A 25892-nucleotide genomic window follows, 5' to 3' on the forward strand; every position below is an offset into this window, starting at 1 on the left:
CTGCGATTTTCGGCGTTACTTAATATGGCAACAACAAATATTTTTAGATTGGCTTGACATAAATCATTTCAGACTAGGCCCTTTGGGTTTCGAGAACAATCATGTCGCTACCTATTTCCGATCCCTGTGCGGTCGACTGGGATAGCTGCGCCTTATCGAGGATGGCCTTTACTTCAGGGCGGCAACTTCCACAACCAAGGCCCGCTCCGGAAGCGGTACAAAGTGCGGCGAGCTCATGGCAACCTTCTTTTATTTTGTTTAGTATGTTGCCTTCACCAATACCCGCACAGGAGCAAACCAACTTGCCGATTACGGGTTCGGCAGCCTTGCCTGATCGGAGCAGCTGAAGCCGCTTTTCCGACAATTCCATCTTGCCTTGTATCAGTTCTTTGTATTCGATAAACTCGGTTTTATCGCCAATTAAAATCGCTCCAACCAATACATCATTGTGTATAATGCATTTTTTATAATAGCGTTTCGCCTTGTCGATAAATACAACTTCTTCGTATGCCGGATCGTTTTGTGGTGCCTCGGGTATACCCATCGATACAAGGTCGGTACCATGCATCTTTAATATGTTCATTAACAGTGAACCTTCATAATACATGGAGATGTCGCCTTGTAAATGTCGCGCTACAATTTCAGCCTGTTGTTCTGCCGCCGCAGTTATTCCGTAGAGAAATCCTTTGAACTCGGCAATTTCGCCGATAGCATAAATGTTTGGGTCGTTGGTCATCAGGTATTCATTTACCACAACACCACGCTTGTGCTCAAGCCCGCATGCACGGGCAATCTCGATGTTCGGAATGGTGCCAATGGCAATAACAATGGCCTGGCAGTTGATTTCGCGCCCGCTTTTTAAACGTATACCCGATATCGCTTCGCTACCCAGGAACCTTTCTATCTCGTCGTCATAAAAGATCTCAACACCTTTGTCGGTGAGTTCTTCATGCAGCAACTGGCTGCCAAGCATGTCGAGTTGCCGGTCCATCAAACGCGAAATCCTTTGTACAATCGTTACTTCCACGCTTACTTCGCGCAGCGATGCAGCGAGTTCAATACCAAGAAGTCCTCCACCAACGATAATTACTTTTCCTTTTGAAGGATCAACATGGTACCTGAAATTGTCTGCGTCTATCCTGGTACGCATGGTAAATATGCCCTTAAGTTCAGGAATGTCCCTGAGCATAATTGCCCTGCTGCCGGTTGCAATAATGAGTATATCGTAACTGTGTTTTTCTCCCCTATCGTCTGTTAATATCCTGTTTTCCCGGTCGATATGTTCAATGCTCAAACCACGGTGCAGCCTGATGTTCATAGCTACTTCCTCTTCGTCGGCCATCTTAACCAACTGGCGCCATTGCTGCACACCGCTGATGTAATCGGGTAGCATTACACGATTATAAAAAGGGAAGTCCTCGCGACTGAAGATTTCGATTTCATCACCAGTATTTAGGGCACGATAACTTCTTACAAAACCATAGGCCCCAGCGCCCGCGCCAATGATCACGACCTTCTGCTTTGGCTTTTGGTGCAGCTGAACTTCAACTGCGGAGAACTTAAAGTCGGGTTCTTTTGAAAGGGGATCAACCAGGTTGTTGGTTAAGTTGTTTGCCCGGTTTAAATCGCTGTTTAGCACCTTGCCCCAGTGCATCGGCAAAAACACGACACCACGCTTGATGTCGGCACAAAGTTTTGCCTTCACGAGAACTTGCCCCCGTGTGCTGTTGATGTTTACCAGGTCGTTTTCGCGGATGTTTCGCTTAGCCGCATCTGCCGGATGTATCTCCAGGAAGGCGTTTGAGATATGCTTTTTTAGCCTGCTTACTTTCCCGGTTTTTGTCATGGTATGCCACTGGTCGCGAATTCTGCCGGTGGTTAATATCAGGGGATAGTCGGGAGAAGTACGCTCAGAAGTATTAACATCGTCAACGGTATGGATAATTGCCTTTCCGGAAGCAGTGTGAAATTGCCGATCGGTAAACAGGCGTGCTGTTCCTGAGATTGCAACGGGTTCACCAGCATTTGCCGAAGGAACTGTTAACGGCCATTGAATGCTGCTTTGCTCTTTTAACATTGCATGGCTTAAACAACTGATGTCGATGTTGGTACCTGCGGTGAGCCGGCAGTGCTCGGCATATACCTCAGCCGCGTTTTGGAAGTCAAAACCATGATAGCCCATCTTACGCGCAAACCGGCAAATGATTTCGTAATCCGGAATGGCTTCGCCGGGGGCATCCATAATTCTATTGAGGTAGGTGATACGTCGCTCTGCATTGGTCATGGTACCTTCTTTCTCGGCCCATGCTGCAGCGGGTAGTACCACATCGGCATAGGGCAACGAACCAGAGCGATTGCTTACATCCTGCACGATCACAAACCGGGCTTTTTTGAGCGCCTGCTCCGCCATCCGAACATCGGGCAGGCTCACCAGCGGGTTGGTGCCAACAATCCACACAGCTTTGAGCCGGCCATCGTTCAGGGCTTCAAACATTTCAGTTGCAGTATAGCCGGGCGTCGGGGAAATAGGCTTGCCACCCCAAAAGTCCTGTACAAATGCACGATCCTTTGCGTTGGCGAGGTTCCGATGTGCCGGCAGCATGTTTGCCATACCCCCAACCTCGCGGCCACCCATTGCATTTGGCTGACCGGTGAGGGAAAATGGCCCGCTTCCCGGTTTCCCGATATGGCCGGTAATAAGGTTCAGGTTGATTAATGAGAGATTCTTATTTACACCAACAACACTCTGGTTTAGCCCCATTGTCCACATGGTGATAAAACCCTTTGCATTACCGATACAACCTGCGGCTTCGCGGATGGAGGCTTCAGGTATATCGCATATCGCTGCAGACTCTGCAACGGTGCGTTCCATGACTTTATTCCGGAAAGCTTCAAAACCTTCCGAGTGGTTCTTTATAAAGGTGGTATCTACGTCTCCGTTTTCGATCAGCACACGCGCAATGGCATGGTGAAGCACAATGTCGGTTCCGGGTTTAAGTTGCAGGTGAACATTCGCATAAGCGCAGGTTTGCGTTGTGCGGGGATCGCTAACAATAATTTTCAAGTTAGGGTTCTTATTTCTCGCTGCTTCAATCCTGCGCCAGATAATGGGATGACACCAGGCTGGGTTTGCACCCGCAACAAAGATGCAGTCGGCAAGTTCAAGGTCGTCGTAGCAGGTAGGAACGCTGTCTTCTCCCAGGCTCATTTTGTAGGCAACTACTGCACTGCTCATGCACAACCTCGAGTTGGTATCGAGGTTGTTGCTGCCTATAAAACCTTTTACCAACTTATTCAATACATAGTATTCTTCTGTAAGGCATTGCCCCGACGCATAAAAACCAACGGACTCCGGACCATACTTTTCGATCAGCGTTTTGAATACTGTTGCGGTTCTGTCGATTGCCTGGTCCCACGATACGCGTTGCCTGCTCATCGTTTTGTTATACCGCATCTCAGGGTGCAACAAACGATCGCTGCGATCCATTACCGTATAGTGCAGGTTCATGCCTTTGCTGCAAAGCATTCCCTTGTTTACGGGATGATCCTTATCGCCTTCTATGGTTATTTTATTTTGGCGATCCTTATGCACCACAACACCACAGCCGACACCACAATAACAGCAGGTTGATTTAAATGATTCCGACATACGTTGATCCTTTTATTTATTTGCCGTGTAACCCACCTCAATACCTAATACCTCAATACCCAATATCTAATTCCCAACCAAATAACCAATACCTCAATCCAAATCGTTTAGTTAAGCTGACTATGCAGTTTGTTTGCCCAGTCACCTCCAGGCGTACAAGAGTGCGACGCAACGATGTCCTATAGAATTCCTGTAGCCGGGTCCATAAAAATTTACTTAAGCAAACGACATTGCCATATCAACACCCAATACCTCACCTTTTTAGGCAATCGCAACATTTTCATCGTACGAAACTGCTTCTGATACTTCAGCTTTGGTATAAAAACGGGTGACCAATACAATAAGCCCAACAGCGATCACGATATAACCAATATAGGTAAATGCCTGTGCATAGGTGATCGTCTCGGACTTAAATAGGAACCCGAACAACATACCACCAAGGTTACCACCCGCGCCTACAATACCACTGATGAGTCCAACATTTTTCTCGTTGACGAATGGCACGATGCCATAGGTAGCACCATTTGCCATCTTCAGAAACAAAGCAAACGTGAGCATCGAAAAGATCGCGAATACCATTGTTCCTGCCTGGGCAAAGAGGATCAACCCGAGGCCTTCGAGCAACAGCACAATTGCGAGCAGGATACCCTTGCCGCGCATGCCATAACGCTTACCTGCTTTGTCGGAAAGGATGCCACCAAGTGCGCGTGCAAACAGGTTCATCAGGCCAAAAACCCCTGCCCAGAAACCTGCAGATGATTGTGATAGTTTAAAGGTGTCGACGAAATGAAGTGATGCAACGTTATCGAATGTGATTTCCATACCAAAGCACATGGCATAAGCCATCGTGAGCGCCCATATCCGCCAGTCTTTCAGTACGGAGTAATCTGTTTTCACGGTTGCTTTGGCGGTCTTGCCAATCTCGTCGTAGTTGCCGGCAGGTGTATCTTTTGTATATCGGTGGTACAGGAATGCAACAATCAACATCATGATGCCGGGAACGATCATGGCATATCGCCACGCATCTCCCTTTGTAAAACCAAAGCCAACGATTGCTGCAAATATCAGTGGCATAACCATGTTGGTAATACCACCACCAAGGTTACCCCAGCCACCTGCAACCGCATTTGCCGTGCCTTTGATGTGCGATGCGAACATCTTACTGGTGTGAAATTGCGTGATTACAAACGAAGCTCCGATAACACCGATGGCTGCCCTGAATAAAAGGAAAGAAGTGTAATCGTTTGCTAAACCTACGAGGAAGACCGGCAGCGAGCCAACGATCAGTAAGCGAACGGCAGTTTTCCTGGGTCCCCAGGTATCGCACAACCTTCCGATGATCAAACGGGCAATGATAGTTGACGAAACCGAAACTATGATGAGGTTGCCCACCTGTGATTTGGTTAGGTGCAGGTCTTCACGAATGGATGGCATCAGCGGAGCAAGCCCAAACCATCCGAAGAAGCAGACAAAAAACATGAGCCACGTGATATGAAAGGTTTTCATTTGAACACCTTTAAAACTAAAGATGTTAAGACGGTTCAGGGGTAAAGCAGAATTAGACATAAACAAATATTTTGGTATTAAAAGATTGTCAGGGATATGTTATTTGAAGAGAAACTCGGGTCTAATGTTGATCATGAGGTAGGCCCAGTCAGCGTTCGTGCGACCGTTTGCAACATTTTTAACAGCCGGGGCATTTAGCAGGGGAGTGGCAAAGAAGTGGGCATAACCGCTTTCGAGTCCAATGGTTTTTGTAAGGCTATAGGTCGCAACAAGGTCAGCCTCCTGGCCAAAGTTTCTTTTGGATTGACCATTGTAGTTAATGGCGGTTGCACTGCTGAATTGATGAAGGTCGGCCGCAAACAATAGTCTGTCATTTGCCTTATACCTTGTTTTTATATAAGAATTGGTGAGACCACCTTTGCCAAATGAAGAAGCCACGTAGAAGTAGTCCATCAGGCCCCAGAACTTATGCGGTGTTCCATAAAGCGGATCGAAACTGTTTCCGCTGTTTCCGCCTGATGTATAATCGACTCCTGCACCCAAACTCCATTGTTTATTGAAGTTGCGTTGTACAAAAGCACTTGCAAGCACAGCGCGTAATTTTTGGGTGTTAAAGGTTTTGCCAAACTGGTAATAAGCAGAAGAAGTGATGGCCCATTTTCCGACGACATTGTTGAAGTAGATACCGGTTGTAGCTCTTGCCCAACTGCCTGGTTGAAAACTTTTATAGCCAATGTTGTTTACGGTATCCATCCGGTATTTGCTAAACTGGTCTGTGAAGAACAAGAAGGAAAGCTGACCGGCATTCAACTTTTTTGCGGCATGTAAATATTGCATGCTCTTATACATGGATCCGCCGTTTGTATTGCCGGGATAATTACCTGCAGGATTGCTGTTGTAAGTTGTGCCGGAAGCGTTTTCCCTGTTTTGGTTGAAGGCCGCACCGGCGTGTATGGACCAGGTTCTAACTTCGTACTTCAACACTGCTGCGTCGTGCGATCTTGCCTGTTGCAGCCAGTCGAGATTGCCCAGTAAACGTTGGTCATCATAAACGAGTTCTTGCCGGCCAATCTTGAATAAAAGCGTTTGGGTTTTTAACGCCGTATCGGTGAGCTGAATTTCGGCCCAGGCTTCGTGTGCCTTAAGTCCGTTGTTGTCTGCAGAAACGGTACGGTTGATGGTTGATCCATCCTGTCCCCATACCCTTACATCCTGGAGGGTGAGCCCTGTTTTAAAACGGTGGCCGGCAAAGCCGACATTCAACCTGCTTCGTTGCGAAGTAAAAAAAGCCGGATCGCTTCCCTTGGGTAAAGGGGCTCCCTGGCCAGCTCGTAGTTCGGTACGGGTTCGCAACTGTGCTGATACACTTAATTGTGCAACTGCGCCCGAAGCCATACTCAGCCATGCGAACCCCACCATGGTGGTGGAATGCAATAGGGTTTTGGTGTACATTTGGGGTTGTTTTAAGTGAGTGATTTATTTAAAACGTCGGCCCTGCAGGTGGCAGCCTGCATGGGCTTTTTTTATGCGGGTAGTGGACCGTCAGCTTCGGGAATACCGATATATACCAGTCCATCCTCTACTTTAACGGGATAAGTTTTTATCGCACATTCGTCTCCATTCAGGCAGGCGCCTGTAATAAGCGAAAAAGTTCTTTTGTGAAATGGACAAGCCACTTTTGGTTCACCATCCTGCGAACCAATCATGCCTCTGCTGAGCGCCATTTGCATACGATGGGGACACATGTTTTGCGAGGCATACCATTCGCCCCGCCGCGTGAAGTTGAACAATGCAATCTGGTCATTATTGTACTTGACACATACACCGCCATTTTGCGGTACATCGGCAGACCGGCATGCGGCGAACCAGGTAATGTTTTCGGTAATTGTGCTCATATGTTTTTGATTTAGTCATTACTGCAGGCGCAGCTCAAAAGCATATGGCAGGCAATCGTTGAGAGGGGCAATGGTCAGAGGCCGGAGGGAGGAAGAAATAAAAAGTCAAAAGTCAACAGGGGTGCACGGCCAGTCGATGTAATGACCGAAGCTTCATGAAGTGCGGCGGCGACGAGCTTTTTACATGTAGACGTGACGCTTTACAAAACTCATGTTTACTACTTTTTACTTTTTAGTTTTGACTTTTGAATTGCGATTACTTCCAGTTGGCTGCGATCTTTTGTTCCCGCAGGGGTTCAAATTTTACGCTGGGGTCTTTTTCTTCAGGAGCATTTACAAAATGGCTGAAGCGTTTTTGTAGTTCGGGGTTCTCCACCACTTCTTTCCATTCGCAGCTGTAGTTGTCTACCAGCAACTGCATGGCAGCTTCAAGTTCGGCGGCTAAGCCAAGGCTGTCGTTTACCACTACATTTCTAAGGTAGTCGATCCCGCCTTCCATTTTATTTAGCCATGCCGCAGTACGGGTTAACGGATCAGCGGTTTTAATGTAAAACATCAGGAACCGGTCGATATACCTGATGCAGGTTTCATCGTCGAGATCGGTTGCCAGCAACTGCGCATGTTGTGGCTTGGATCCACCGTTGCCGCATACATACAGGTTCCAGCCTTTTTCGGTGGCCATGATCCCGAAGTCTTTTGCCTGCGCCTCGGCACATTCGCGAATACATCCACTTACGCCCGACTTGAATTTGTGCGGGGCGCGTACACCACGGTAGCGTTCTTCGATCTTAATGGCGAAACTTACACTGTCGTGAAGTCCAAAGCGGCACCAGGTTGAGCCAACACAACTCTTTACCGTACGCAAGGCTTTGCCGTATGCATGGCCACTTTCAAAACCTGCTTCAATAAGTTCTTTCCATATATTCGGCAGGTCGTTAAGGTGTGCACCAAATAAGTCGATCCGTTGTCCACCGGTGATCTTTGTATACAGGTTATATTTCTTTGCAACAGAGCCGATGACGATTAATTTGTCGGGCGTAATTTCGCCGCCGGGTATCCTGGGCACAACTGAGTAGGTGCCGCCTTTTTGAATGTTTGCAAGGTACCGGTCGTTGGAGTCCTGGGCAGTATCGTTACCTTTTTTCAGGATCATTTCGTTCCAGATACTGGCCATGATGGAGCTGACCGCGGGTTTGCAAATTTCGCAACCGTCGCCATGCCCAAGTTCATTTAATACGAGATCGTAACTTTTTAGTTCCTTAACTTTTATCAGGTCGTATAGTTCCTGTCTTGAAAGGTCGAAGTGTTCACACAGTACGTTCCTGATATACTTGCCCTGCGACTTCATGGTATGCACCATCAGGTCTTTTATCATGGGTATACAGCCACCGCATCCCGTACCGGCCTTGGTGCATTTTTTTATCGCGTCTACTGTTTCGCATCCTGACGCGGTTACCGCATTGCAAACCTGTCCCTTGGTAATGCTTTCGCAGCTGCAGATCAGTGCCTCATCAGGAAGTGATGAAACCCCTGCATTTTCATGTCCTTCGGAAGACCCTCGTGCACCGAGAATAAGATCCTCCGGGTTCGGCGGCAACGCCAGTTTATTCTTTACGGTTTGAAGAAGCATATTATAGTCGGCTGCGTCACCGATCAGTATGCCACCCAATAGTTGCTTCCCATCCGCGGTAATGTTGATGCGTTTGTAAATTCCTTTACAACTGTCTTCAAATACTACACTGCGAAATTCTGAGCCTGCGATAAAAGGATCACCGAAACTTGCAACGTCAACGCCGATCAGTTTTAGCTTGGTGCTCATATCAAAACCATGGAACGATTTAACGGACCCACAAAGCTGTGCAGCCACAACTTCGGCCATTTCGTATCCAGGGGCAACAAGGCCATAGATCATTCCGTTGTGCAATGCACATTCGCCAATAGCAAAGATGTTGGGATCGCTGGTTTGCATATGGTCATTTACCACGATGCCGCCACGTGCGCCTACTTCGAGTCCTGCTGCACGGGCAAGCTCATCCCGCGGCTTTATGCCTGCTGAGATGATCAGCATGTCAACCGGCAGATGCGTCTCATCGGTAAACTGCATCCCGGTTATATATTCATCACCAAGTATAGCTGCGGTATTTTTGTTGGTTTGTACTCTAAGGCCGAGTGCTTCCAATTTCGACTTTAAGATTCTCGAACCTGCGTCATCAACCTGGCGGGGCATAAGCCTCGGGGCAAATTCAATTACCACGGTATCCGGGATGCCCAGGTCGATCATCGCCTTAGCTGCTTCAAGGCCGAGCAGTCCGCCACCGATTACCGCACCTTTTTTGGCGCGTTTGGCGTAGTCCTGCATCATCTCTAAATCTTCTATGGTACGATAGATAAACACGCCTTCTTTTTCTACCCCGGGTATAGGCGGAACAAATGCGGAAGATCCGGTAGCAAGGATCAGTACGTCGTATGCTACTGTAAGGCCCTTATGAGAATGGACCGTTTTGTTGGACCGGTCGATGCTGGTAACCGGGTCACTCAGGTGCAGTTGTATGTTATTGTCTGAATACCAGCTGGCAGGGGCCAGCGCGAGGTCGGCGGCACCTTTCCCGGAGAAAAATTCACTCAGGTGAACCCGGTCGTAAGCCGGACGAATTTCCTCGCCAAAAACTACGATGGATAAAAGGTCGCGATCCGGGCACTTCGATACGAGTTTCTCGCAGAATTTGTAGCCCACCATTCCGTTTCCGATAATTACAATTTTCATAACGCGGGTTTAATTAAGTAAGTATGGCAAGCGTATGAACAATTATAAATAATCTACATATAATGTTTGTGTAAGAAAAAGAGCTCTTTTGTTGGGTTATCTGTGATTTACATCATAAATTTATGAAGTAATTTGGTTAGTAGTTCAACTTTTTACAAGATTCTTTCAAAATATATTACATCTTTAATTTAATAATATGTTTATTCCCCATTTAACACTCGTGGGCGCCGGTCCTGGTGATCCCGAGTTAATTACCTTAAAAGCGTTGAAAGCAATTCGGAATGCTGCCGTAATCTTATATGATGCACTTGCGAATGATACGTTACTGGAATATGCAAATCCCGATGCGATTACACGCTTTGTTGGCAAACGTTACGGTTGTCATGCTTTATCGCAGCATGAGATCAATGAGCTGATTGTAGGTTACGCATTTTCTCATGGTAATGTGGTCAGGTTGAAAGGGGGTGATCCTTTCGTATTCGGGAGGGCAACAGAAGAAATAGATGCTGCCAGGCAGGCAGGCATAACGGTATCAGTCGTGCCCGGTATTTCCAGTGCACTCGCGGTCCCTGCAAGCCAGATGATACCATTAACCAGCAGGGGTATCAATGAGAGCTTCTGGGTAACTACTGGTACGACTCAATCAGGAGAGATTTCGCCCGACATCGCACTGGCAGCGAAATCTTCAGCTACTGTTATTATCTTAATGGCCATGAGCCGGCTTGAAGCCATCATGGATATCTTCAATGCCAATGGAAAGGGAGAGACCCCGGTTGCAATTATCCAGGATGGTACTACACCGAAGGAGAAGATCGTTCTTGGTAAGGTCAAAGACATTTACTTCAGGTCGCTGCATGCAGGACTCGCCAACCCCAGCATTATTATGGTAGGTGACGTAGTTGCACTGCATCCATCACTTATAACCCACTATGCCGGTCAGCAGAACATGTTAACCCGGGTTGCTGAAAAGCGATAAAACCAATTATACCATTTGCTGAACAGCCTGTGCAGGAGGAGTGTTGTAAGGCCACAGCCCGGATGCTTTATTACAATATCGCATGCTTTGGTGAACCTGCACATTGACCAGGATTATACCTGAAAGTTTTTGATTCCATTTCGGCAGATCACATTCGTCCCTATCTTGCCGTTATGAAAAGGAGCAAAACGAATTGCGATCTACAGCATTGCAGTCTTTGCAAAGGATGTTTAAAGGAATGGTTGCCGGCACTCGACGCTAACCGGATTACCTATTCTTTTAAAAAAGGCGAACCCCTTTTCCACGAAGATGATCTTGTTACAGGCATTTATTTTGTTTACGAGGGCAAAGTGAAAGTGCATAAACGTTGGGGCGACGAGAAAGAACTGATCGTAAGATTCGCCGGGCCCGGCGATATTGTAGGACATCGTGGACTTGGCAAAGAGACTTTTTACCCCGTGTCTGCTACTGCCCTGGAGAATGTTTCTGCCTGTTTTATCAACCTGGACTTTTTTCTCGCTACCCTCAAGGTAAATCACGATTATGCGTTTAGCCTGCTGATGTTTTATGCACAGGAATTACAGGTTTCGGAACAGAATATGCGCAACATGGCCCATATGCCCGTGAAGGGTAGGGTAGCTTACGCGCTGTTGAAACTGGAAGAAAAGTTTGGTCTTGATGACCAGGGACTCCTCAACATATCGCTTACCCGCCAGGATCTTGCCTCGTACGCAGGCACAACTTATGAAACCGCTTTTCGCATACTTACCGAATTAACCCAGGAGAAACTAATTGAATTTTCAGGTAAAGACGTGCAGATTAAAGATGCGAAAGCGCTTGGATTGCTACTTCTTTCGCCAATTTAAATAACCTTCCGGGCAATTACCGGATTCTTCGATTGCACAACGCAATTCTTTTTAAACGAATAATACGGCTGGCAATAAGACACGCACATCATTGCATCCATAACATTAGTTCCCCGCCTGCAAGTGTTTGTAAATTCATTGTCTGAAACTCACCAGAGTCCAGCTTTATTTATTAACACTTATTGCCAATATCATTTCTTTCACCGCTTTATAAACAGCAATTAGTGGCAAGATATTTTACCCGATATTGTGTGATCATAAAAGCCCACATCCGTATGAAAAAATGGTTTATCGCCAGCCTGCTTTTTGCATCGTGTACCAACGGCAGCGAAAAAATAACCGCGACAGACTCACCAGCTGGAACAATGCCTGATACGCCTTATATAGTAGCGGGTACCCCGGCCATCGGTAAAAACGATAGCACCATTGCCATACAGTTTGAGCAAGGTAGCAATACAGCCGCTATCACTGCGGACCTCCTTAATGGCAAACCGTTAAGCGTACTGGTGAACGTTAACAAGGGTAGCAAGTTAATGGCTGTGGTAAAAAATGTTACACCCGGCTTAAACCTGCGCATTAATCAATTGCATACACCATCGGGTAGTACTGATGGTCCTTTTGGAAACCGGCTCGACTACAAAGCTGCCGACAGTGGAACATACCGGATTGTGGTTGGCAGTAATCTTATGGCTGAAGGCGTAACGTCGGGTAAGTTCAATATGGTTATCGGCGTCGAGAACAAACCACAGCAACCAATACAATAATGAGCCTTAGCGGATGAGCTTAGTAGAACAGATCGAGTACCATTACCCCGGCCAAGCCAAGAAAGGAAATCAGGCTCTCCATTACGGTCCAGGAAAGAAAGGTTTGTTTTAAGCTTAGGTTGAAAAACTCCTTAAACATCCAAAAGCCGGAGTCATTGATGTGGGAGCCAAAAACACTACCTGAGCCAACGGCAAGCACCATCAGCTCTGGGGAGACTGCACCTGAAAGCACCAACGGCGATACCACCCCTGCTGCCGTAATGCCTGCTACTGTTGCAGAACCAATGGTTACCCTGAGTAAGGCAGTCACCAGCCAGCCAAAGATCAACGGATGAATTTGCATACTGCTGCTAAACCCCGTAATATAGGTGCCGGTACCACTATCTATCAATACCTGCTTCAATACTCCACCGGCTGTAATAATCAGGAGGATCATGGCAATTCCCGACACTGCATGGCTTGCCCACTGCATAGCACCATTCATCGACACGCCGCGCTTTAAGGCAAAAAAGTAAGTTGCAAACAGTACTGAAATCAATAAGGCAATGGTTGGGTCGCCCATAAACAGTACAGCCTTTACCATTAAACTATTTTTGTCAAAAAAATGTGCGATAGCAACAGCAAGTGTAATCAGGAACACAGGTAACAGGGCAATTAAAAAACTTTCCCATTTACCAGGTAGTACAATTGCCGTGGTGGAAGTTTCCGGCTCTTCTGTCTCTTCAATTATCGTTGGTATTTTTTTCAGAACCCTACCCAACAAGGGGCCCGCAATGATCACTGTTGGTATTGCGATTACAAGACCAAGCAAAAGCGTTTTACCCATACTTGCATTAAGCGCATTTGTTAATACAACAGGGCCGGGGTGTGGAGGTAAGAAACAATGTGTTGTACTTAATGCTGCAGCCATCGGGATTCCGAGGTACAGCAAAGGCAACCCGGTTCGTTTAGCAATTGAAAATACCAGCGGTACCAGTATGATAAAGCCGGCATTATAATAAAGGGGAATGCCCACCAGGAAGCCTGTCAGCAACAGGGCCCACTGAATGTGTTTCTCCCCAAAAGCATTGATCAGCGTTCGGGTGATTTGTTCAGCAGCTCCACTTATTTCAAGCATTTTCCCGAGAATGGCACCCAGGCAAAGTATCAATGCAAGCCCACCCAATGTACTGCCCACACCTTTCTCTACCGACATCATCAAAGCGGCAGGTTGCATACCCAGCAACAGCCCCACAATTAGGGATACGATTAGCAACGAAAGAAACGGGCTTACCTTCTTAATGGTAAGAAATACCTGGATAATTACTCCAAACAGAATGATGAGCAATGGCATGCCTTGATAGTTTTGGTTAATGCAGGTCGCGGGTTACAATATCTCCTGATCCACCGTTCAGCACATCCAGGTCGGCTCCAAGGTGTGCCTGCTGTACTTGATCAATATACAACTTTACATAACCACCTACAGCCATTGGTTGTGGCGGTACCCATGAGGCCCTTCTTCTTAGCAGTTCTTCGTCGCCGACGTGCAGGTGCAACAGCCGTTGTTCAACATCCAGTTCAATGATGTCGCCATCCTGAACCAGCGCAAGCGTGCCACCAATGGCCGACTCTGGCGATACATGCAACACAACGGTGCCGGCGGCTGTACCACTCATTCTGCCGTCGGATATGCGAACCATATCGCGTACACCTTTCATCAACCATTTTTCGGGTAAATCAACATTGCCTACTTCGGGCATGCCGGGGTAACCGGCGGGTCCGACACCTTTTAGCACAATCACGCAATGCTCGTCGATGTCCAGGTCTGGTAGATCAATCCTCGCATGACAGTCTTCTATACTTTCAAAAACAACGGCACGACCGCTATGCTTCATAAGGGTAGGGGAAGCAGCTGAAGGCTTAATAACCGCACCATCCTGGCATAGGTTGCCCTTTAAAACGGCGATGCCCGCATGCGGTTGAAGCGGCTGTTCCAGTGGTGCAATCACGTCGTTATTGTAGCAAATGGGTTTATGGTTGTTATCACCAATTGCTTTGCCGTTAACAGTTATAGAATCGTTATGCAAATGGGGCTTAAGCTGATTGATTACCACGGGCAGTCCGCCCGCATAGTAGAAGTCCTCCATCAGGTATTCGCCTGATGGTTTCAGGTTTACCAGCAAGGGGATCTTACTTCCAATGGTGTCAAAAAACCAGTCATAACTTCTAAGTTGTTTAGCCATGCTACAATTTATTTCTGCTCTAAGAATTTAATCTCAGCTAAGCCATATTGTTTTTTTGGTGACCTGCGGTATATCGCTGCCGGGCTTCTGTTGCCCGCCCGGATAGACCCAGTCGGACGCCCGCCCGGATGAACCGGTTCGGACGGGGGTGTCACTCCCTTGTACCGCATTGCTCATGGCGGTTTTAACGTTCGCACTGCAACGGATATGTTCACCTTGAAGAGCTGTATTGTGCTACCCCGCCATGCCCGAAAACAGCCAAGATAAGTCGCACCTTTTATTTACCCCCAAAGTGCTTTTTAAATGTAATGTTTAAACCATTATCGGCACTTATTGGATTTGGTGTTGCACCTACTCCATGGTACATTGTTCCATTAGAATATGCATTTTGCTTAATTTTCAAATACCATTCAGGCGTCAATGTTATGATCAGCACTTTTAAACTTACCCTTGCCACCCTTGCAATAACCGGCTTTCTGCATTGCCGTCCGGCGTCAAGGTTGTCTGATCCTGGTGATCCTGCTTTTCAAATGCAGGCACCGGCTATATTCAACGTGCTCCTGAAAACCACCAAAGGTGATATCCTTTTAGAGAGCCGACGTGAATGGGCGCCCAATGGTGTTGATCGGTTTTACAACCTCGTGCGCCATGGTTACTACAATAATTCGCCGCTCTTCCGGATCCGGGCGGGAACCTGGGCACAGTTTGGTATTGCTGCCGACCCCAGGGTTGCACAGGTTTGGCGTACCCGCACAATTCCCGACGACCCACGCGTGGTAAGCAACCAGCGCGGTACAGTTGCTTTTGCCTTTAAAGATCCAAATGCCAGAACAACCCAGGTTTTCATCAACCTGCGCGACAACAGCTCCACGCACGATACGGTTCCATTTGTACCTTTCGCAAAAGTGATCTCGGGAATGGATGTAGCCGACTCGCTTTATTCAGGTTATGGTGAACGCTCAGCAGGCGGCATCAGGGGTGGCAGGCAGGACTCTGCTTTTGCAGGAGGAAACCGGTATTTTAAGCAGTACTTTCCTTTACTGGACTATATTCAAAAGGCAAGTATTGTAAAATAGGTTTATCGCTTGCCTATTACTTACTTGAGCCATAATCCGCTTAATCTAGCAAAATCTTATGGCCTTTAGAACAGCTACTTTTTAAAGCCGATCCTTTCCCGGTCTTGCCATTTTTTTCCGGCTGACTTTTCATCCAACAGGTTTTCTATCGCATCGTAAATCTGCGATAACTGGCTGTCATGATTCGTAATCTGCTGTTGTATTTCTTTCAGTTGCAGTTTTACATCGGCCTGCAAAAGCACAAGTCGCCTGATTTCTACAAAGGCGCGCATGATCGCAATGTTCATGTTGATGGCTGTATCAGAATTCAGTATCCCGCTCAACATGGCAACTCCCTGTTCGGTAAAAGCATAAGGGAGGTAGCGGGTACCACCCCGCTTTTTCGAGGTTTCATTTTGCAACCTCATCTCGTGAACCGGCTCACTTGAGGTTTCAATCTGCAACCTCAAAGCATTATACTCTTCCCGCGAAAGCTGGAACATAAAGTCAGGCGGAAACCTTTTTATGTTTCGCTTTACCGCGAGGTTCAGTGATTTTGTTTCTGTTCCGTAAAGGGCAGCGAGATCCTTATCCAGCATTATGCGTTCGCCCCTTACTTCATAAATCTTGTTTTGTATGCTTTGGATTACCTCCATAAAGGGAAAGTTCGCTGCAGATATTTCGGGTAATGATAATGGGCAGTTTTCCGCCCGGTAATAAGTACTATGTTCCCTCGTTGTATAGATTTCCATGAGGGCTTTCAGGTTCCTGATGCACTGGCACAACTTTGATCCAGTTACCGCAGGTACCGGGAAGCATATTCCAGGAAGGTAGGCCAGTTTGGGCCTGGGGTGTGCCCACCCGAATGTTGGCGGAAAGCGATTTCTCCACTCATGAGCCCGGTTTCGAGGGCAGGAAAGGTTGTTGTTCCAAGGTCTTTTTTACCAAGCAACCGGTAAACCGGTCCTGCAGCTACGGCTGCCATAAACATACCTCGAACATCCACCCATGCATCCCCTTTATCGCCGGCACTAATGAATACCGGTCTTGGTGCGCATAAAGCAATCAGTTCATGTGCGTCTACCGGCAGATCATTCCAGGTTAACGGACCGGCATATTTAAGGTAGTTTCCTGCCATCCAGTGATAAAGGCCGGAGCTTGCAATGTTCTCCACTAGTTCACCAGCGTTCCTCCGGTGTAGCTTTGCACCACCCTGACCCGAAGAGCTGATGAAGCCGATTGCGAAACGTTGATCATAAGCCATGGCCACCAGGGCAGCCTTGCCATATCTCGAGTGTCCTTCGATGGCCACCCGTTTTGCATCTACCATCGGGTCTGTTTCAAAATAATCCAGTGCCCGGCTCGCTCCCCATGCCCAGGCACGCAAGGCACCCCAATCTTCGGGTTTACGAGGCTGTCCTTTGTTAACAAGTCCAATAACGCCCTGCTTCAGGCCGGCACCATTATCTGCCTGTATGCTGGTTGGAATGAGTATGGCATAACCCCATCCTTTTTCAAGCACCTGCTGCTGCCACGAAGGTGGTGCAGGTGCGGCGGCATTGTTCGCGGTGGCGGTTGGAGCCGGCATGCGAAAGCCGGGGGGAAAAACAAAACCCAGTTCCATAACAACAGGAACCTGCTTTTTTACAAGCGCGGGTGTGCTTACCGTTAGCTGGATATCGACTGTAACAGAGGGATAGCTACTATTATCAACATGGCCGATCAGTTTGCGCGTGATAACCGGGAAAGTGCCAACCGTATCGCTAGCCGTTGATACAACTTCCCATCGAACTTTAGGTGTTGTTGCGGGCATACGGCCATACACTTCGCGGTTGAAGTCCTCTATAATCTCACCCCTGCGTTGTTCCCACCAAAGTTTTGCATTGGTAATGGGTTTGCCATTTTTTAGCAACAGCGGGTCAGGCAAGGCAGGGTAAGGGTTCGCCTTGCTTTCATCGTAGTTGGCTGCATTAGGTGCGTTGGGATCATTGCCGTTTGCGCCTTGCCTAAGTGAATTGATCTGCAATAAGCCAAGCATATGTTTATGATCCTCCTGGCTCAGCTTGTTTATGCTATCCCTTGCCTGTTGGCTGGGTTGGGCAATGGCGACACCCGTTTGAAAGCACAGGAGAATAAAAGCCGGTAAAAATTTCATGTTGGAAGTGGGTTGGGAGGGTAGGAGAGATTAGCAATCGGAACGTCAATAAAGAATATTTTTGAGTTGTTTAAAGCCGTTAGCACCCAAACGGAACAGCAGCTAAGGGTGCTTTCACCCGCTTTTATGAAGGTATCGCTATTCAACCCCTTTAACATTCATGTCAAGAACAAAGACCGACTCGGAGGCCGTGATGAAAAGTGTTTTTCGCGCTTTGCCAGCAAAACAAAGATTAGCGGTCCAGTTTGCGGGCACTTTAATATGACCCACCTGTTTACCTTCTTTATCAAATATCGTGACCCCATTACCCGTAAGGTATACATTCCCTTTTTCGTCCAGTGTCATGCCGTCGGAACCAAGGTTTGCAAACAGGGTACGGTTGCTTAAAGATCCGTCTTTATTGACGGTGTAACGATATGTTTTACCTGCACCGATATCAGCAACATACAACAGCTTGCCGTCCGGAGTTCCGACGATGCCATTGGGCTTTTTTATGGTGTCGTCAACCACAACCGGTTGGCTTTTCTGGTCCGCCATGTAGTAAACTTTCTCACCTTTAACCCGGCTGACTTCTCCTCCCCAATACGCCCTGCGATATAGTGGATCGGTAAAGTAAATACTTCCATTCGGCTGTACCCAAAGGTCATTCGGACCATTTAGCCTGAGCCCGCTCAAGTCCTTGAGAATTACCGTCACCTTTTTATCAGGACTAATCGACCACACTTCATTTCTTTCATCCGCGCACGATAACAAATTTCCTTTGCGATCGAAATGCATCCCATTTGACCGCCCTGTTTTTTCCATGAATACACTTAGTTTCCCATCCGCACTATACTTCCAGATTTTGTCGTTTGGCTGATCGGTAAAGAAAACATTGCCTTGCTGGTCTACCGTAGGGCCTTCAGTAAACTTAAAACTGTCGGAGACCAGCCGGAGTGAGGCACCCGGCGCAACCAGTCCCTCGGCGCCAGTAATCTGTGCACCCGAGTCGCTTAGGGAAAGTGCAAGTATTGCAATCATAAGTAAGTACTTAAAAAATGAAGATGGGCGTTTATGCATGTAAGCGGGTTAATATGCTTTGGAAAGCCAATAGTTAAAAGTAGAATTTTAAAAGCGACTACAAGTTGATGAATCTTAGCTAATCGGTATAGCCAACCTTCAATAAGGTGAGTCCAACAGTCAGTTGTTCTTTTGGCTGGCGCGACTAAAACTCCTCTATAGTTTGCATGGAAACTGAGCCCGTCTGAATGGCAAGCCAGGTCAAAAGTCAAAAGTCAGGTATAAATGAAAAATGTAAAATGTAAAATGAAAAAATCTGGTACTCGATCGTTGAAAGAACTGCCGGCCGCAACGTTGCTTGTATGAAGGCTAGTGTTTGTCGCGTAACCCCAATTCAAACCACTGGTTTTGGATTAGAAAGCATCATCTTGATCGAGTGTGATTTTTAATTTTTAATTTTTAATTTTTTATTGTTTCTTCTACTTCATCATCACCGTAGCTTGCGCAACTCGCTTTGATAAATCATTTGCTTCGCCGGGCTGACATCCGCCGATGCTGATTTTTACGGCACCTGATAATGGAACAGGTTTACCTGCGGTATCCATAATCGCAAGATCGTTAGTAGCCAGTCTAAAAGTTACCTGTTTTTTCTCACCTGCTTTAAGCGTTATACGCTGAAAGCCTTTTAGCGCCCTTAAGGGTGCGTTTTTGTCGGAACCAGAAACATAAAGCTGCACAACTTCATCGCCATCTTTTTTACCGCTGTTTTGTACCGTACAAGACACAGTTATACTTGCCCCTTTGCGTGCTGAGGCAGGAACATTCAGGCCGGAATAATTGTAGTTACTATAGCTTAAACCATAACCAAAACCATAGAGCGGCTGACCTTTGAAATACCGGTAAGTTCTGTTTGCCATACCATAATCGTTGAAGTCGGGCAGGTCGCTATCACTCTTGTAAAAGGTAACAGGTAAGCGGCCTGCAGGATTGTAATCACCAAATAATACATCGGCCAGGGCGGTGCCCGCAGACTGCCCGCCATACCATGCATTAACTATCGCAGGAAGATTTTCGGCTTCCCAGGGGAAGGCGATTGCACTACCCGTCATTGCAACAAATACAACGGGTTTGTTGGTAGCCGAAAGAGCCTTTAACAGCCTTGTTTGCACAGCGGGTAAGGCTATGGTTGTTCTGTCGCCACCATTAAAGCCGGGATAATTAACCGTCATTTCTTCGCCTTCGAGCTGCGGTGAAATGCCACCGACGTATACGATTGCATCAACATCTTTTAACCTGGCCGCTAGTGCAGTAAAGTCTGTTGCAGCAAAGTTTCCTGTTCTTAGTCTGACCGATGCTTTGCCTTCGATCTGGTTATACTCTAAAACGATCCGGTAAGTTTTGCTGGCTTCGGTACTCAGCTTATACGTGCGGGCGCCCCAGCGGTTCCGGGTCCATGCATTTAGTTGCTCTTTGCCGTTTACCATTAATCGATAGCCATCATCTGCTTCTACTTCGAACGTGATATCGCCAGTGGTGTTTGCAGCATAATCGGTGCTGTAACGGGCGGTAAAATTGTACGCTTTCAGGTTCGGAACCACCATTTCACCCTCCTGCCAGTTGTGGTCTACCTGCTCTTCCATCCGGGTAAGCAAGGGTGTGCCGCTGAGGTCGTTGTTGGAAAAATATTCGGCTTTAAATCCTTTTTTTCCTTCGAAAGAAAACCGGTCAGATAGGTCGGTATAGGCAAGTAAAGTGTCGTTGGTAAAATTGATTGCCTTTTCGTAGATGACTTCAGCGTTTGCTCCGAGCTTTTCTTTAATGCCCTGTAATGCTGTTACAATTCGTGAAGGTGTACCATTATAGTTGCCGAGCACCGCTATCGGATTATCCGCATTAGGGCCGAGTACGGCGATCCTTTTGATTTGCTTACTCAGGGGTAGCGTGTTATTTTCATTCTTAAGCAAAACAATTGATTGCCTTGCCATCTTCAATGTATGTGCCTGGTGTGGTGCACTCTCCAGCACCGAAGCCGGGGTTTGCGCATAGCTTACCATTGAAGCCGGATCAAACATGCCCAACCTGAACCGGATCATAAACAAACGTTTTACAGATACATCAAGTTGTTTTTCGGTGAGCTTGCCATTTCTAACTGCCTGTACAAGGGATTTATATGCGGCTGTACCACAGTCGATGTCGGTGCCATGCAAGACGGCATCGGCCGAAGCGCTCTCTGCATCCGGATGGGTTTTATGATTTTTGAAAAAGTCGTCGATCGCCCAGCAATCGGAAGTAACATAGCCATTAAACTTCCAGCGTTTTCTTAAGATGTCTACCATCAGTTGATCGCTGCCACAGCAAGGTTGTCCCCTGAAGGCATTGTAGGCACACATTACGCCCGCAACATTTGCTTTGGTAATCAATTCTTCAAATGCAGGCAGGTAAGTGTTCCAGAGGTCATAATCCGACGTGGTTGCGTTGAAAACGTGGCGCGAAGGTTCCGGACCACTATGAACGGCATAGTGTTTCGCACAGGCCGCTGCTTTCAGGTATTTTGGGTCGGTGCCCTGGAGACCCTGCACGAACGCTCTGCCAAGCATAGCAGTGAGGAACGGGTCCTCGCCATAGGTTTCCTGTCCCCGGCCCCAACGTGGATCACGAAAGATGTTGATGTTGGGTGTCCAGTAAGTCAACCCCAGGTAGCGGTCGCCGGTTTTGCCCAGTTGAATGGCCTTGTTGTGAATAGCGCGACCTTCCAGTGCGGAGTAGTCGGCCATTTGCTTTAGCGAATTGGTGTCGAAAGTGGCCGCCATTGCAATAGCCTGGGGGTAGACCGTAACCTTATAGGGTGTACGAGCCACACCATGTAAAACTTCGTTCCACCAGTCATAAGCAGGGATGCCGAGGCGCGGGATAGCTGGCGCAGCATTCAACATCTGCGCAACCTTTTCTTCGAGGGTAAGTCGTCCGACAAGGTCATCAACGCGTTGCTCAAACGACAGTTTGGTGTTGTTGAAGCCGTAAGCCCCATTTGATTGGGCCTTGCTGGCAGATGCAATGGCAAAGCTGGACAGCAGTAGTAACAGTACATGGCGAAAATCTCTTGCAGCAATAAATCGGGGTAGACACATATAATTCAATTCAGAATTTAAAATGTAAAATTCAAAATGTAAAATTAAAGAGTTAAACGCCTTCACAAGTGAAATGAAACTGTTGCCCGCACACATAACTCCGCACTCATAATTCATCCATCATCACTTTTTAGCGTAATTCAATGTCGTCTAATGAAAAATTTTTGATAGCGAACAGGATATCTGCATTAACATCGTTGTGTCACTCCGTTGTACGATGGGATTTGATGCGCCAGGTACAGAAACCAAACCTTAACTAAACGACACTAATTAATGATTGATGACTCATAACGATGCACTTATAATCCAAAATTCTAAACGCATCACTCCATAACTCATATCTCTGCGCTCATAACTGTTAACTCAAAACTGTTAACTCTTGGCTCATAACGCTCAATTCATAACTCATAACTCTCAACTCATAACTTACTTCGTTTCCGGCGGACCCAGGTAAGTCTTCTTAAGACCACCCGTATCAATAACCAGCTTTTGCAATACAACGCCAGGGTCAACCATCCAGTATTTTATGGTATGTGCACCACCTTTGGTAATCCCTAGTTTGCTCGTTTTTAAAATGATGTTGTCGGCAACCCATTGGTTCCACTGCCTTTCAAAATTGCCTTCGTGCATGTTGATCACCTGCGGCTTTTGGTCGTCTATCGAGATTGCAAAACGCAAACCTTCATTGTGAAAATTGAGGGTAGGTGAGAGGTGAATCTGCACGCTAATGCTGTCTGCATCAGTCAGCTCAATGTCGTAATGAAGGGCGGGAGTACCGGCAGCGGGGTTGACCTTGTCAGCCGTTACGGGGAAAGGGGTGATTGCTGATGATGTTCTGCCCAGGTTTGGTATGACCTGCCACTGTATACCTCTTGAGCCAACCGCTTTTGAATAGTGGGGTGCTTCTATGGAAATGTATCCGTCTTTTTCGCTGAATACTTTCCCGCTATTTGGCTGCGCTTGTTTCGAAGAACTGTTGACCGCAAGCCGGAGACTGTCCAGCCATTTAACGTTACCGGTGTTATCGTTCTCCAGGTACTTTACCTGTGGCATTGCATTGGTCAGGGGTTGCTGCCAGTAAGTATAACCAATGTGAGTCTGGTCCATCATGTGCCGCCATTTGCCGCCTGCCAGTGTATCGTTGTAATAATTGCTGATCAGTGAATCTTTCACATAAAGTGCCTTTGCCCTTTCTGCAAGGGCGTTAGTTCCGGGTAACCCGAGTTTTGCGTACTCCCGGTTTTTTGCAACCACCAGGTACAACTCATTCAGGTTTGCGCTTGCCTGAACAGGGTGCAACACAAGTTGATAATAAGCGTCGTGGTAAGCAGCCGGCAGCTGCTTTGCAATTGATTGTGCCCTTGCAAGCAGTTGGTTGTATTCGACAACAACCCGTTCTGCTTCATTATAGTTTGCGAGACTGTAGGTGTCGGGTGAAAGTAATTCGGGCTTGCGGCGGCTGTTGTATTTCGAATAAAGGGCAATGATATTCCCGATCTCTTTTGCGTGTTGCTTGCCAAATTGTTTTGTCGCCCACATGGTGTAATAATCCGGAAGTTTTTCAGCCGGCCACTGCTCAGGCTTCCAGGCATAATCCAGGAAAAAGTTGATCGGGAACTCCATGGGTTTGAGGTCGCCCACATTTACAATCCAAATCCGGTCAACCCCATATTCGTAAGCAAGATGCATTTGCTCCCAGGTGCGTTCAATCTGGTTCGTGTTGATCCATTTATAGTTTCGGGGGCCCCCAACATAGTCGAAGTGATAATATATGCCATATCCACCAGGATGTTTTTCTCCCTTCTTGGGCAACTTTCGAATGTTTCCCCAGTTGTCGTCGCAAAGCAGCAACGTAACATCACCGGGTACCCGCATTCCTTTGTCGTAATAATCCTGCACCTCTTTGTAAAGCGCCCAGAGTTGGGGTGTTTGTGCGGGATCTTTGCCTGTTACCTCGCCAATGATCTTTCGCTGATCTTTTACAATCCGCTCCAGCAGTTCGGTAGCCGTGCCACTGGTCATGGGTTCGTCGCCATCGCCGCGCATACCTATTGTTACGATGCTTTCATGGGTGCCCATATTTTCTATGCCCTTTCTCCAGAAAGAGCGCAATACGCTATCGTTGGTAGTATAGTTCCATACCCCTTTACCATAACGCTTCCACTCCTGTTGTGCGCGCAGCATAGGTTCGTGGTGACTGGTGCCCATTACAATCCCATACTTGTCGGCCAGCACCGGATTAAGGGTATCATCGTCGTTGAAGGCGTTGCCCCACATCGCAGGCCATAGATAGTTTGCTTTCATCCGGAGTAACAGCTCGAACATCTTTTCGTACATCGTGTGATTAACGCCCCCAAACTTTTCTTTTGTCCAACCCGAAAAAGCAGGCGCTTCATCGTTAATAAAGATGCCGCGGTACTTTACGGAAGGCGCATCGGCCTTTGATACACCGGGTCTGAGGTAAATCGCACTCTGTTTTACGATGGGAACATCGGCCCACCAATACCAGGGCGAAACACCGATTTCAGAAGCGATGTCAAAAATTCCGTATGCGGTTCCCCTTTTATCACTTCCGGTGATGACCAGGGCTTTGCCAATGTTTTTAAACGGGGCTGTAACAACGCCATATTGATAGCCGTCCCATTTGCCTGCCTGTTGACCTGTTTTGAGTTTGCCTGCCGATATTAACCGTTTGATTGTACCTGATTTATTCAGGCTACCAACAATAATGAGGTTTGCGGCCTGTGTTGGTAATTCGTGTAATACGATGCTCTTGTGCCCGGTAACTTTCTCAATATCGCCGGCAAGCAATTGTGCTGACTGTTGAACAAGCCAGTGATCGGAGTCGTCTACATAAATGGATGTTGCCCCGTTAGCATCAGCAAGGGGAAAGGCACCCTGGGTGCTACTGAATACAAAATTTTGTGCATTGAGTCGTGCACCACAAAACAGCAATATCAGCACTAGTGTATACCTCATGGATAAATTATTCTGGAGGGTTTTCAAAGGTCATTATTGTACTAAAAGATCAAGTGTGCGACGCAACGGCCGATGCCATGAAAGTCTATTGCAGGGTCCATAAAAATTTTCGAAAACGGTTTACGGCCGATTACAACCACCCTTTATAGGTGTGTACACGGTATGGGTTGTTCAATACTTAAAAGCCAATTGAATTACCGCCGTCAACCGGCAGGACCACACCCGTAATGTATTTGGCGCCGTCGGTTGCAAGGAACACAGCTGCATCACCGATATCAGCAGGTGCACCCAGCACCCCCATAGGTGTCCGGCCCATAGCCTTACCTTTTCTTTCGGGATCGTTGTTGAGTGCTTTTGCCGACATTTCTGTTGCAATAAAACCTGGTGCGATACAGTTAACGCGTATGCCTTTGGGTGATAGTTCAACCGCCATTGCGCGGGTCATACCTTCAATGGCCGACTTGGATGCGGTATACGCAATTACTTTTGGAATGCCATATTGCGACGCCATGGAACTAATGTTGATGATTGAACCGTTACCTGTTTCAAGCATACATTTTACCACCTCCCGCGAGAGTACAAATATTGAGGTCAGGTTCGTAAGAATGATCTTTTGGAAATCTTCATCGGTTACTTCTGTGAACTCCTTTTTCATATTGATACCGGCGTTATTAACCAGTACATCAATTTGTCCATGTTCCGCAATAATTTTTTTAACCATGGGCGGTATAGCCTCAAGGTTATTTAAGTCGCAGCTGATGGGCACGCAGAGATCGCCCAATTGTTGTTTTGCATTATCGAGCTTCTGCTGATCGCGACCAATGATAATGGTCAGGTAATTATTGTTGACAAATTTTTCGGCAATCGCCAATCCTATACCCGAACCTCCGCCTGTTACAATTGCAACCTTCTGTGCTTTATGTTCCATAGATGA

Annotated in this window: 17 protein-coding genes; 4 read left to right on the forward strand and 13 right to left on the reverse strand. The window is 47.1% G+C overall.

Annotation, left to right across the window (positions count from 1 at the left end):
* Window positions 1-73: 73 nt before the first annotated feature.
* The 5 genes from EXU57_RS06975 to nirB all read right to left on the reverse strand — a co-directional run bounded on the left by EXU57_RS06975 (window position 74) and on the right by nirB (window position 9814).
* Entirely contained in the window at window positions 74-3649 is a 3576-nt protein-coding gene (locus EXU57_RS06975) for a nitrate reductase (protein WP_133267470.1), read from the reverse strand.
* A gap of 261 nt (window positions 3650-3910) precedes the next feature.
* Window positions 3911-5215: an MFS transporter gene (locus EXU57_RS06980; protein ID WP_133267471.1), complete on the reverse strand. Its 1305-nt coding sequence runs from the start codon at window positions 5213-5215 to the stop codon at window positions 3911-3913.
* Window positions 5216-5254: 39 nt separating this feature from the next.
* Window positions 5255-6607: an alginate export family protein gene (locus EXU57_RS06985; RefSeq protein ID WP_243745535.1), complete on the reverse strand. Its 1353-nt coding sequence runs from the start codon at window positions 6605-6607 to the stop codon at window positions 5255-5257.
* A 71-nt stretch (window positions 6608-6678) separates the two neighbouring features.
* On the reverse strand, window positions 6679-7050 hold the full coding sequence (nirD, locus tag EXU57_RS06990) for a nitrite reductase small subunit NirD (protein ID WP_133267472.1): 372 nt from the start codon (window positions 7048-7050) through the stop codon (window positions 6679-6681).
* A gap of 256 nt (window positions 7051-7306) precedes the next feature.
* Window positions 7307-9814 (reverse strand): nitrite reductase large subunit NirB, encoded by a 2508-nt coding sequence (nirB, locus tag EXU57_RS06995; RefSeq protein WP_133267473.1) that lies wholly within the window; start codon window positions 9812-9814, stop codon window positions 7307-7309.
* A 196-nt stretch (window positions 9815-10010) separates the two neighbouring features.
* On the opposite strand from nirB, the gene cobA reads away from it, so the two are divergent.
* The 3 genes from cobA (at window position 10011) to EXU57_RS07010 (ending at window position 12420) form a co-directional block, all read left to right on the forward strand.
* Entirely contained in the window at window positions 10011-10790 is a 780-nt protein-coding gene (gene cobA / locus EXU57_RS07000; protein WP_243745536.1) for a uroporphyrinogen-III C-methyltransferase, read from the forward strand.
* Window positions 10791-10963: 173 nt separating this feature from the next.
* A complete protein-coding gene (locus EXU57_RS07005) occupies window positions 10964-11656 on the forward strand; it encodes a Crp/Fnr family transcriptional regulator (RefSeq protein WP_133267474.1) in 693 nt (230 codons plus the stop codon).
* Window positions 11657-11931: 275 nt separating this feature from the next.
* A complete protein-coding gene (locus EXU57_RS07010; protein ID WP_133267475.1) occupies window positions 11932-12420 on the forward strand; it encodes a hypothetical protein in 489 nt (162 codons plus the stop codon).
* Window positions 12421-12439: 19 nt separating this feature from the next.
* Here EXU57_RS07010 and EXU57_RS07015 read toward each other — a convergent pair whose 3' ends face one another.
* Both EXU57_RS07015 and EXU57_RS07020 read right to left on the reverse strand, forming a co-directional pair.
* Window positions 12440-13753 carry a gluconate:H+ symporter gene (locus EXU57_RS07015; protein ID WP_133267476.1) on the reverse strand — a complete coding sequence of 438 codons (1314 nt, stop codon included), beginning with the start codon at window positions 13751-13753 and terminating at the stop codon, window positions 12440-12442.
* 16 nt (window positions 13754-13769) lie between these two features.
* Window positions 13770-14642 (reverse strand): dihydroxy-acid dehydratase, encoded by an 873-nt coding sequence (locus EXU57_RS07020; RefSeq protein WP_133267477.1) that lies wholly within the window; start codon window positions 14640-14642, stop codon window positions 13770-13772.
* Window positions 14643-14950: 308 nt separating this feature from the next.
* Here EXU57_RS07020 and EXU57_RS07025 point away from each other — a divergent pair, with 308 nt between their 5' ends.
* Window positions 14951-15718, forward strand: coding sequence for a peptidylprolyl isomerase (locus EXU57_RS07025; protein WP_133267478.1), 768 nt, complete (start codon window positions 14951-14953; stop codon window positions 15716-15718).
* Window positions 15719-15792: 74 nt separating this feature from the next.
* On the opposite strand, the gene EXU57_RS07030 is transcribed toward EXU57_RS07025, so the two are convergent.
* From EXU57_RS07030 to EXU57_RS07055, 6 genes are all read right to left on the reverse strand, one after another.
* A complete protein-coding gene (locus tag EXU57_RS07030; RefSeq protein WP_317130023.1) occupies window positions 15793-16449 on the reverse strand; it encodes an ORF6N domain-containing protein in 657 nt (218 codons plus the stop codon).
* Window positions 16450-16493: 44 nt separating this feature from the next.
* Window positions 16494-17852 carry an alpha/beta hydrolase family protein gene (locus EXU57_RS07035; protein ID WP_133267479.1) on the reverse strand — a complete coding sequence of 453 codons (1359 nt, stop codon included), beginning with the start codon at window positions 17850-17852 and terminating at the stop codon, window positions 16494-16496.
* Window positions 17853-17990: 138 nt separating this feature from the next.
* The gene (locus tag EXU57_RS07040) at window positions 17991-18872 is read right to left on the reverse strand and encodes an SMP-30/gluconolactonase/LRE family protein (protein ID WP_207955411.1); all 882 of its coding nucleotides are present in this window, start codon (window positions 18870-18872) and stop codon (window positions 17991-17993) included.
* Window positions 18873-19330: 458 nt separating this feature from the next.
* Window positions 19331-21979, reverse strand: coding sequence for a glycoside hydrolase family 3 C-terminal domain-containing protein (locus EXU57_RS07045; RefSeq protein ID WP_133267481.1), 2649 nt, complete (start codon window positions 21977-21979; stop codon window positions 19331-19333).
* 426 nt (window positions 21980-22405) lie between these two features.
* Complete coding sequence (locus tag EXU57_RS07050; protein ID WP_133267482.1) at window positions 22406-24958, reverse strand: glycosyl hydrolase 115 family protein; 2553 nt, start codon at window positions 24956-24958, stop codon at window positions 22406-22408.
* Between the two features lie 178 nt (window positions 24959-25136).
* Window positions 25137-25886, reverse strand: a complete 750-nt coding sequence (locus EXU57_RS07055; protein WP_133267483.1) for an SDR family NAD(P)-dependent oxidoreductase — start codon at window positions 25884-25886, stop codon at window positions 25137-25139.
* Window positions 25887-25892 lie beyond the last annotated feature (6 nt).

This window comes from Segetibacter sp. 3557_3 (assembly GCF_004354985.1).
Classification (GTDB): domain Bacteria; phylum Bacteroidota; class Bacteroidia; order Chitinophagales; family Chitinophagaceae; genus Segetibacter.

Excerpts from the sequence above, each read along its gene's own strand:
- EXU57_RS06985 (WP_243745535.1), bottom strand. The coding sequence starts at position 6,607 with ATGTACACCAAAACCCTATTGCATTCCACCACCATGGTGGGGTTCGCA.
- EXU57_RS07020 (WP_133267477.1), bottom strand. The coding sequence starts at position 14,642 with ATGGCTAAACAACTTAGAAGTTATGACTGGTTTTTTGACACCATTGGA.
- EXU57_RS07040 (WP_207955411.1), bottom strand. The coding sequence starts at position 18,872 with ATGATTGCAATACTTGCACTTTCCCTAAGCGACTCGGGTGCACAGATT.
- EXU57_RS07045 (WP_133267481.1), bottom strand. The coding sequence starts at position 21,979 with ATGTGTCTACCCCGATTTATTGCTGCAAGAGATTTTCGCCATGTACTG.
- EXU57_RS07015 (WP_133267476.1), bottom strand. The coding sequence starts at position 13,753 with ATGCCATTGCTCATCATTCTGTTTGGAGTAATTATCCAGGTATTTCTT.
- EXU57_RS07025 (WP_133267478.1), top strand. The coding sequence starts at position 14,951 with ATGTTTAAACCATTATCGGCACTTATTGGATTTGGTGTTGCACCTACT.
- EXU57_RS07055 (WP_133267483.1), bottom strand. The coding sequence starts at position 25,886 with ATGGAACATAAAGCACAGAAGGTTGCAATTGTAACAGGCGGAGGTTCG.
- EXU57_RS07010 (WP_133267475.1), top strand. The coding sequence starts at position 11,932 with ATGAAAAAATGGTTTATCGCCAGCCTGCTTTTTGCATCGTGTACCAAC.
- EXU57_RS06975 (WP_133267470.1), bottom strand. The coding sequence starts at position 3,649 with ATGTCGGAATCATTTAAATCAACCTGCTGTTATTGTGGTGTCGGCTGT.
- EXU57_RS06980 (WP_133267471.1), bottom strand. The coding sequence starts at position 5,215 with ATGTCTAATTCTGCTTTACCCCTGAACCGTCTTAACATCTTTAGTTTT.
- EXU57_RS07030 (WP_317130023.1), bottom strand. The coding sequence starts at position 16,449 with ATGGAAATCTATACAACGAGGGAACATAGTACTTATTACCGGGCGGAA.
- EXU57_RS07035 (WP_133267479.1), bottom strand. The coding sequence starts at position 17,852 with ATGAAATTTTTACCGGCTTTTATTCTCCTGTGCTTTCAAACGGGTGTC.
- EXU57_RS07005 (WP_133267474.1), top strand. The coding sequence starts at position 10,964 with ATGAAAAGGAGCAAAACGAATTGCGATCTACAGCATTGCAGTCTTTGC.
- nirB (WP_133267473.1), bottom strand. The coding sequence starts at position 9,814 with ATGAAAATTGTAATTATCGGAAACGGAATGGTGGGCTACAAATTCTGC.
- EXU57_RS07050 (WP_133267482.1), bottom strand. The coding sequence starts at position 24,958 with ATGAGGTATACACTAGTGCTGATATTGCTGTTTTGTGGTGCACGACTC.
- nirD (WP_133267472.1), bottom strand. The coding sequence starts at position 7,050 with ATGAGCACAATTACCGAAAACATTACCTGGTTCGCCGCATGCCGGTCT.
- cobA (WP_243745536.1), top strand. The coding sequence starts at position 10,011 with ATGTTTATTCCCCATTTAACACTCGTGGGCGCCGGTCCTGGTGATCCC.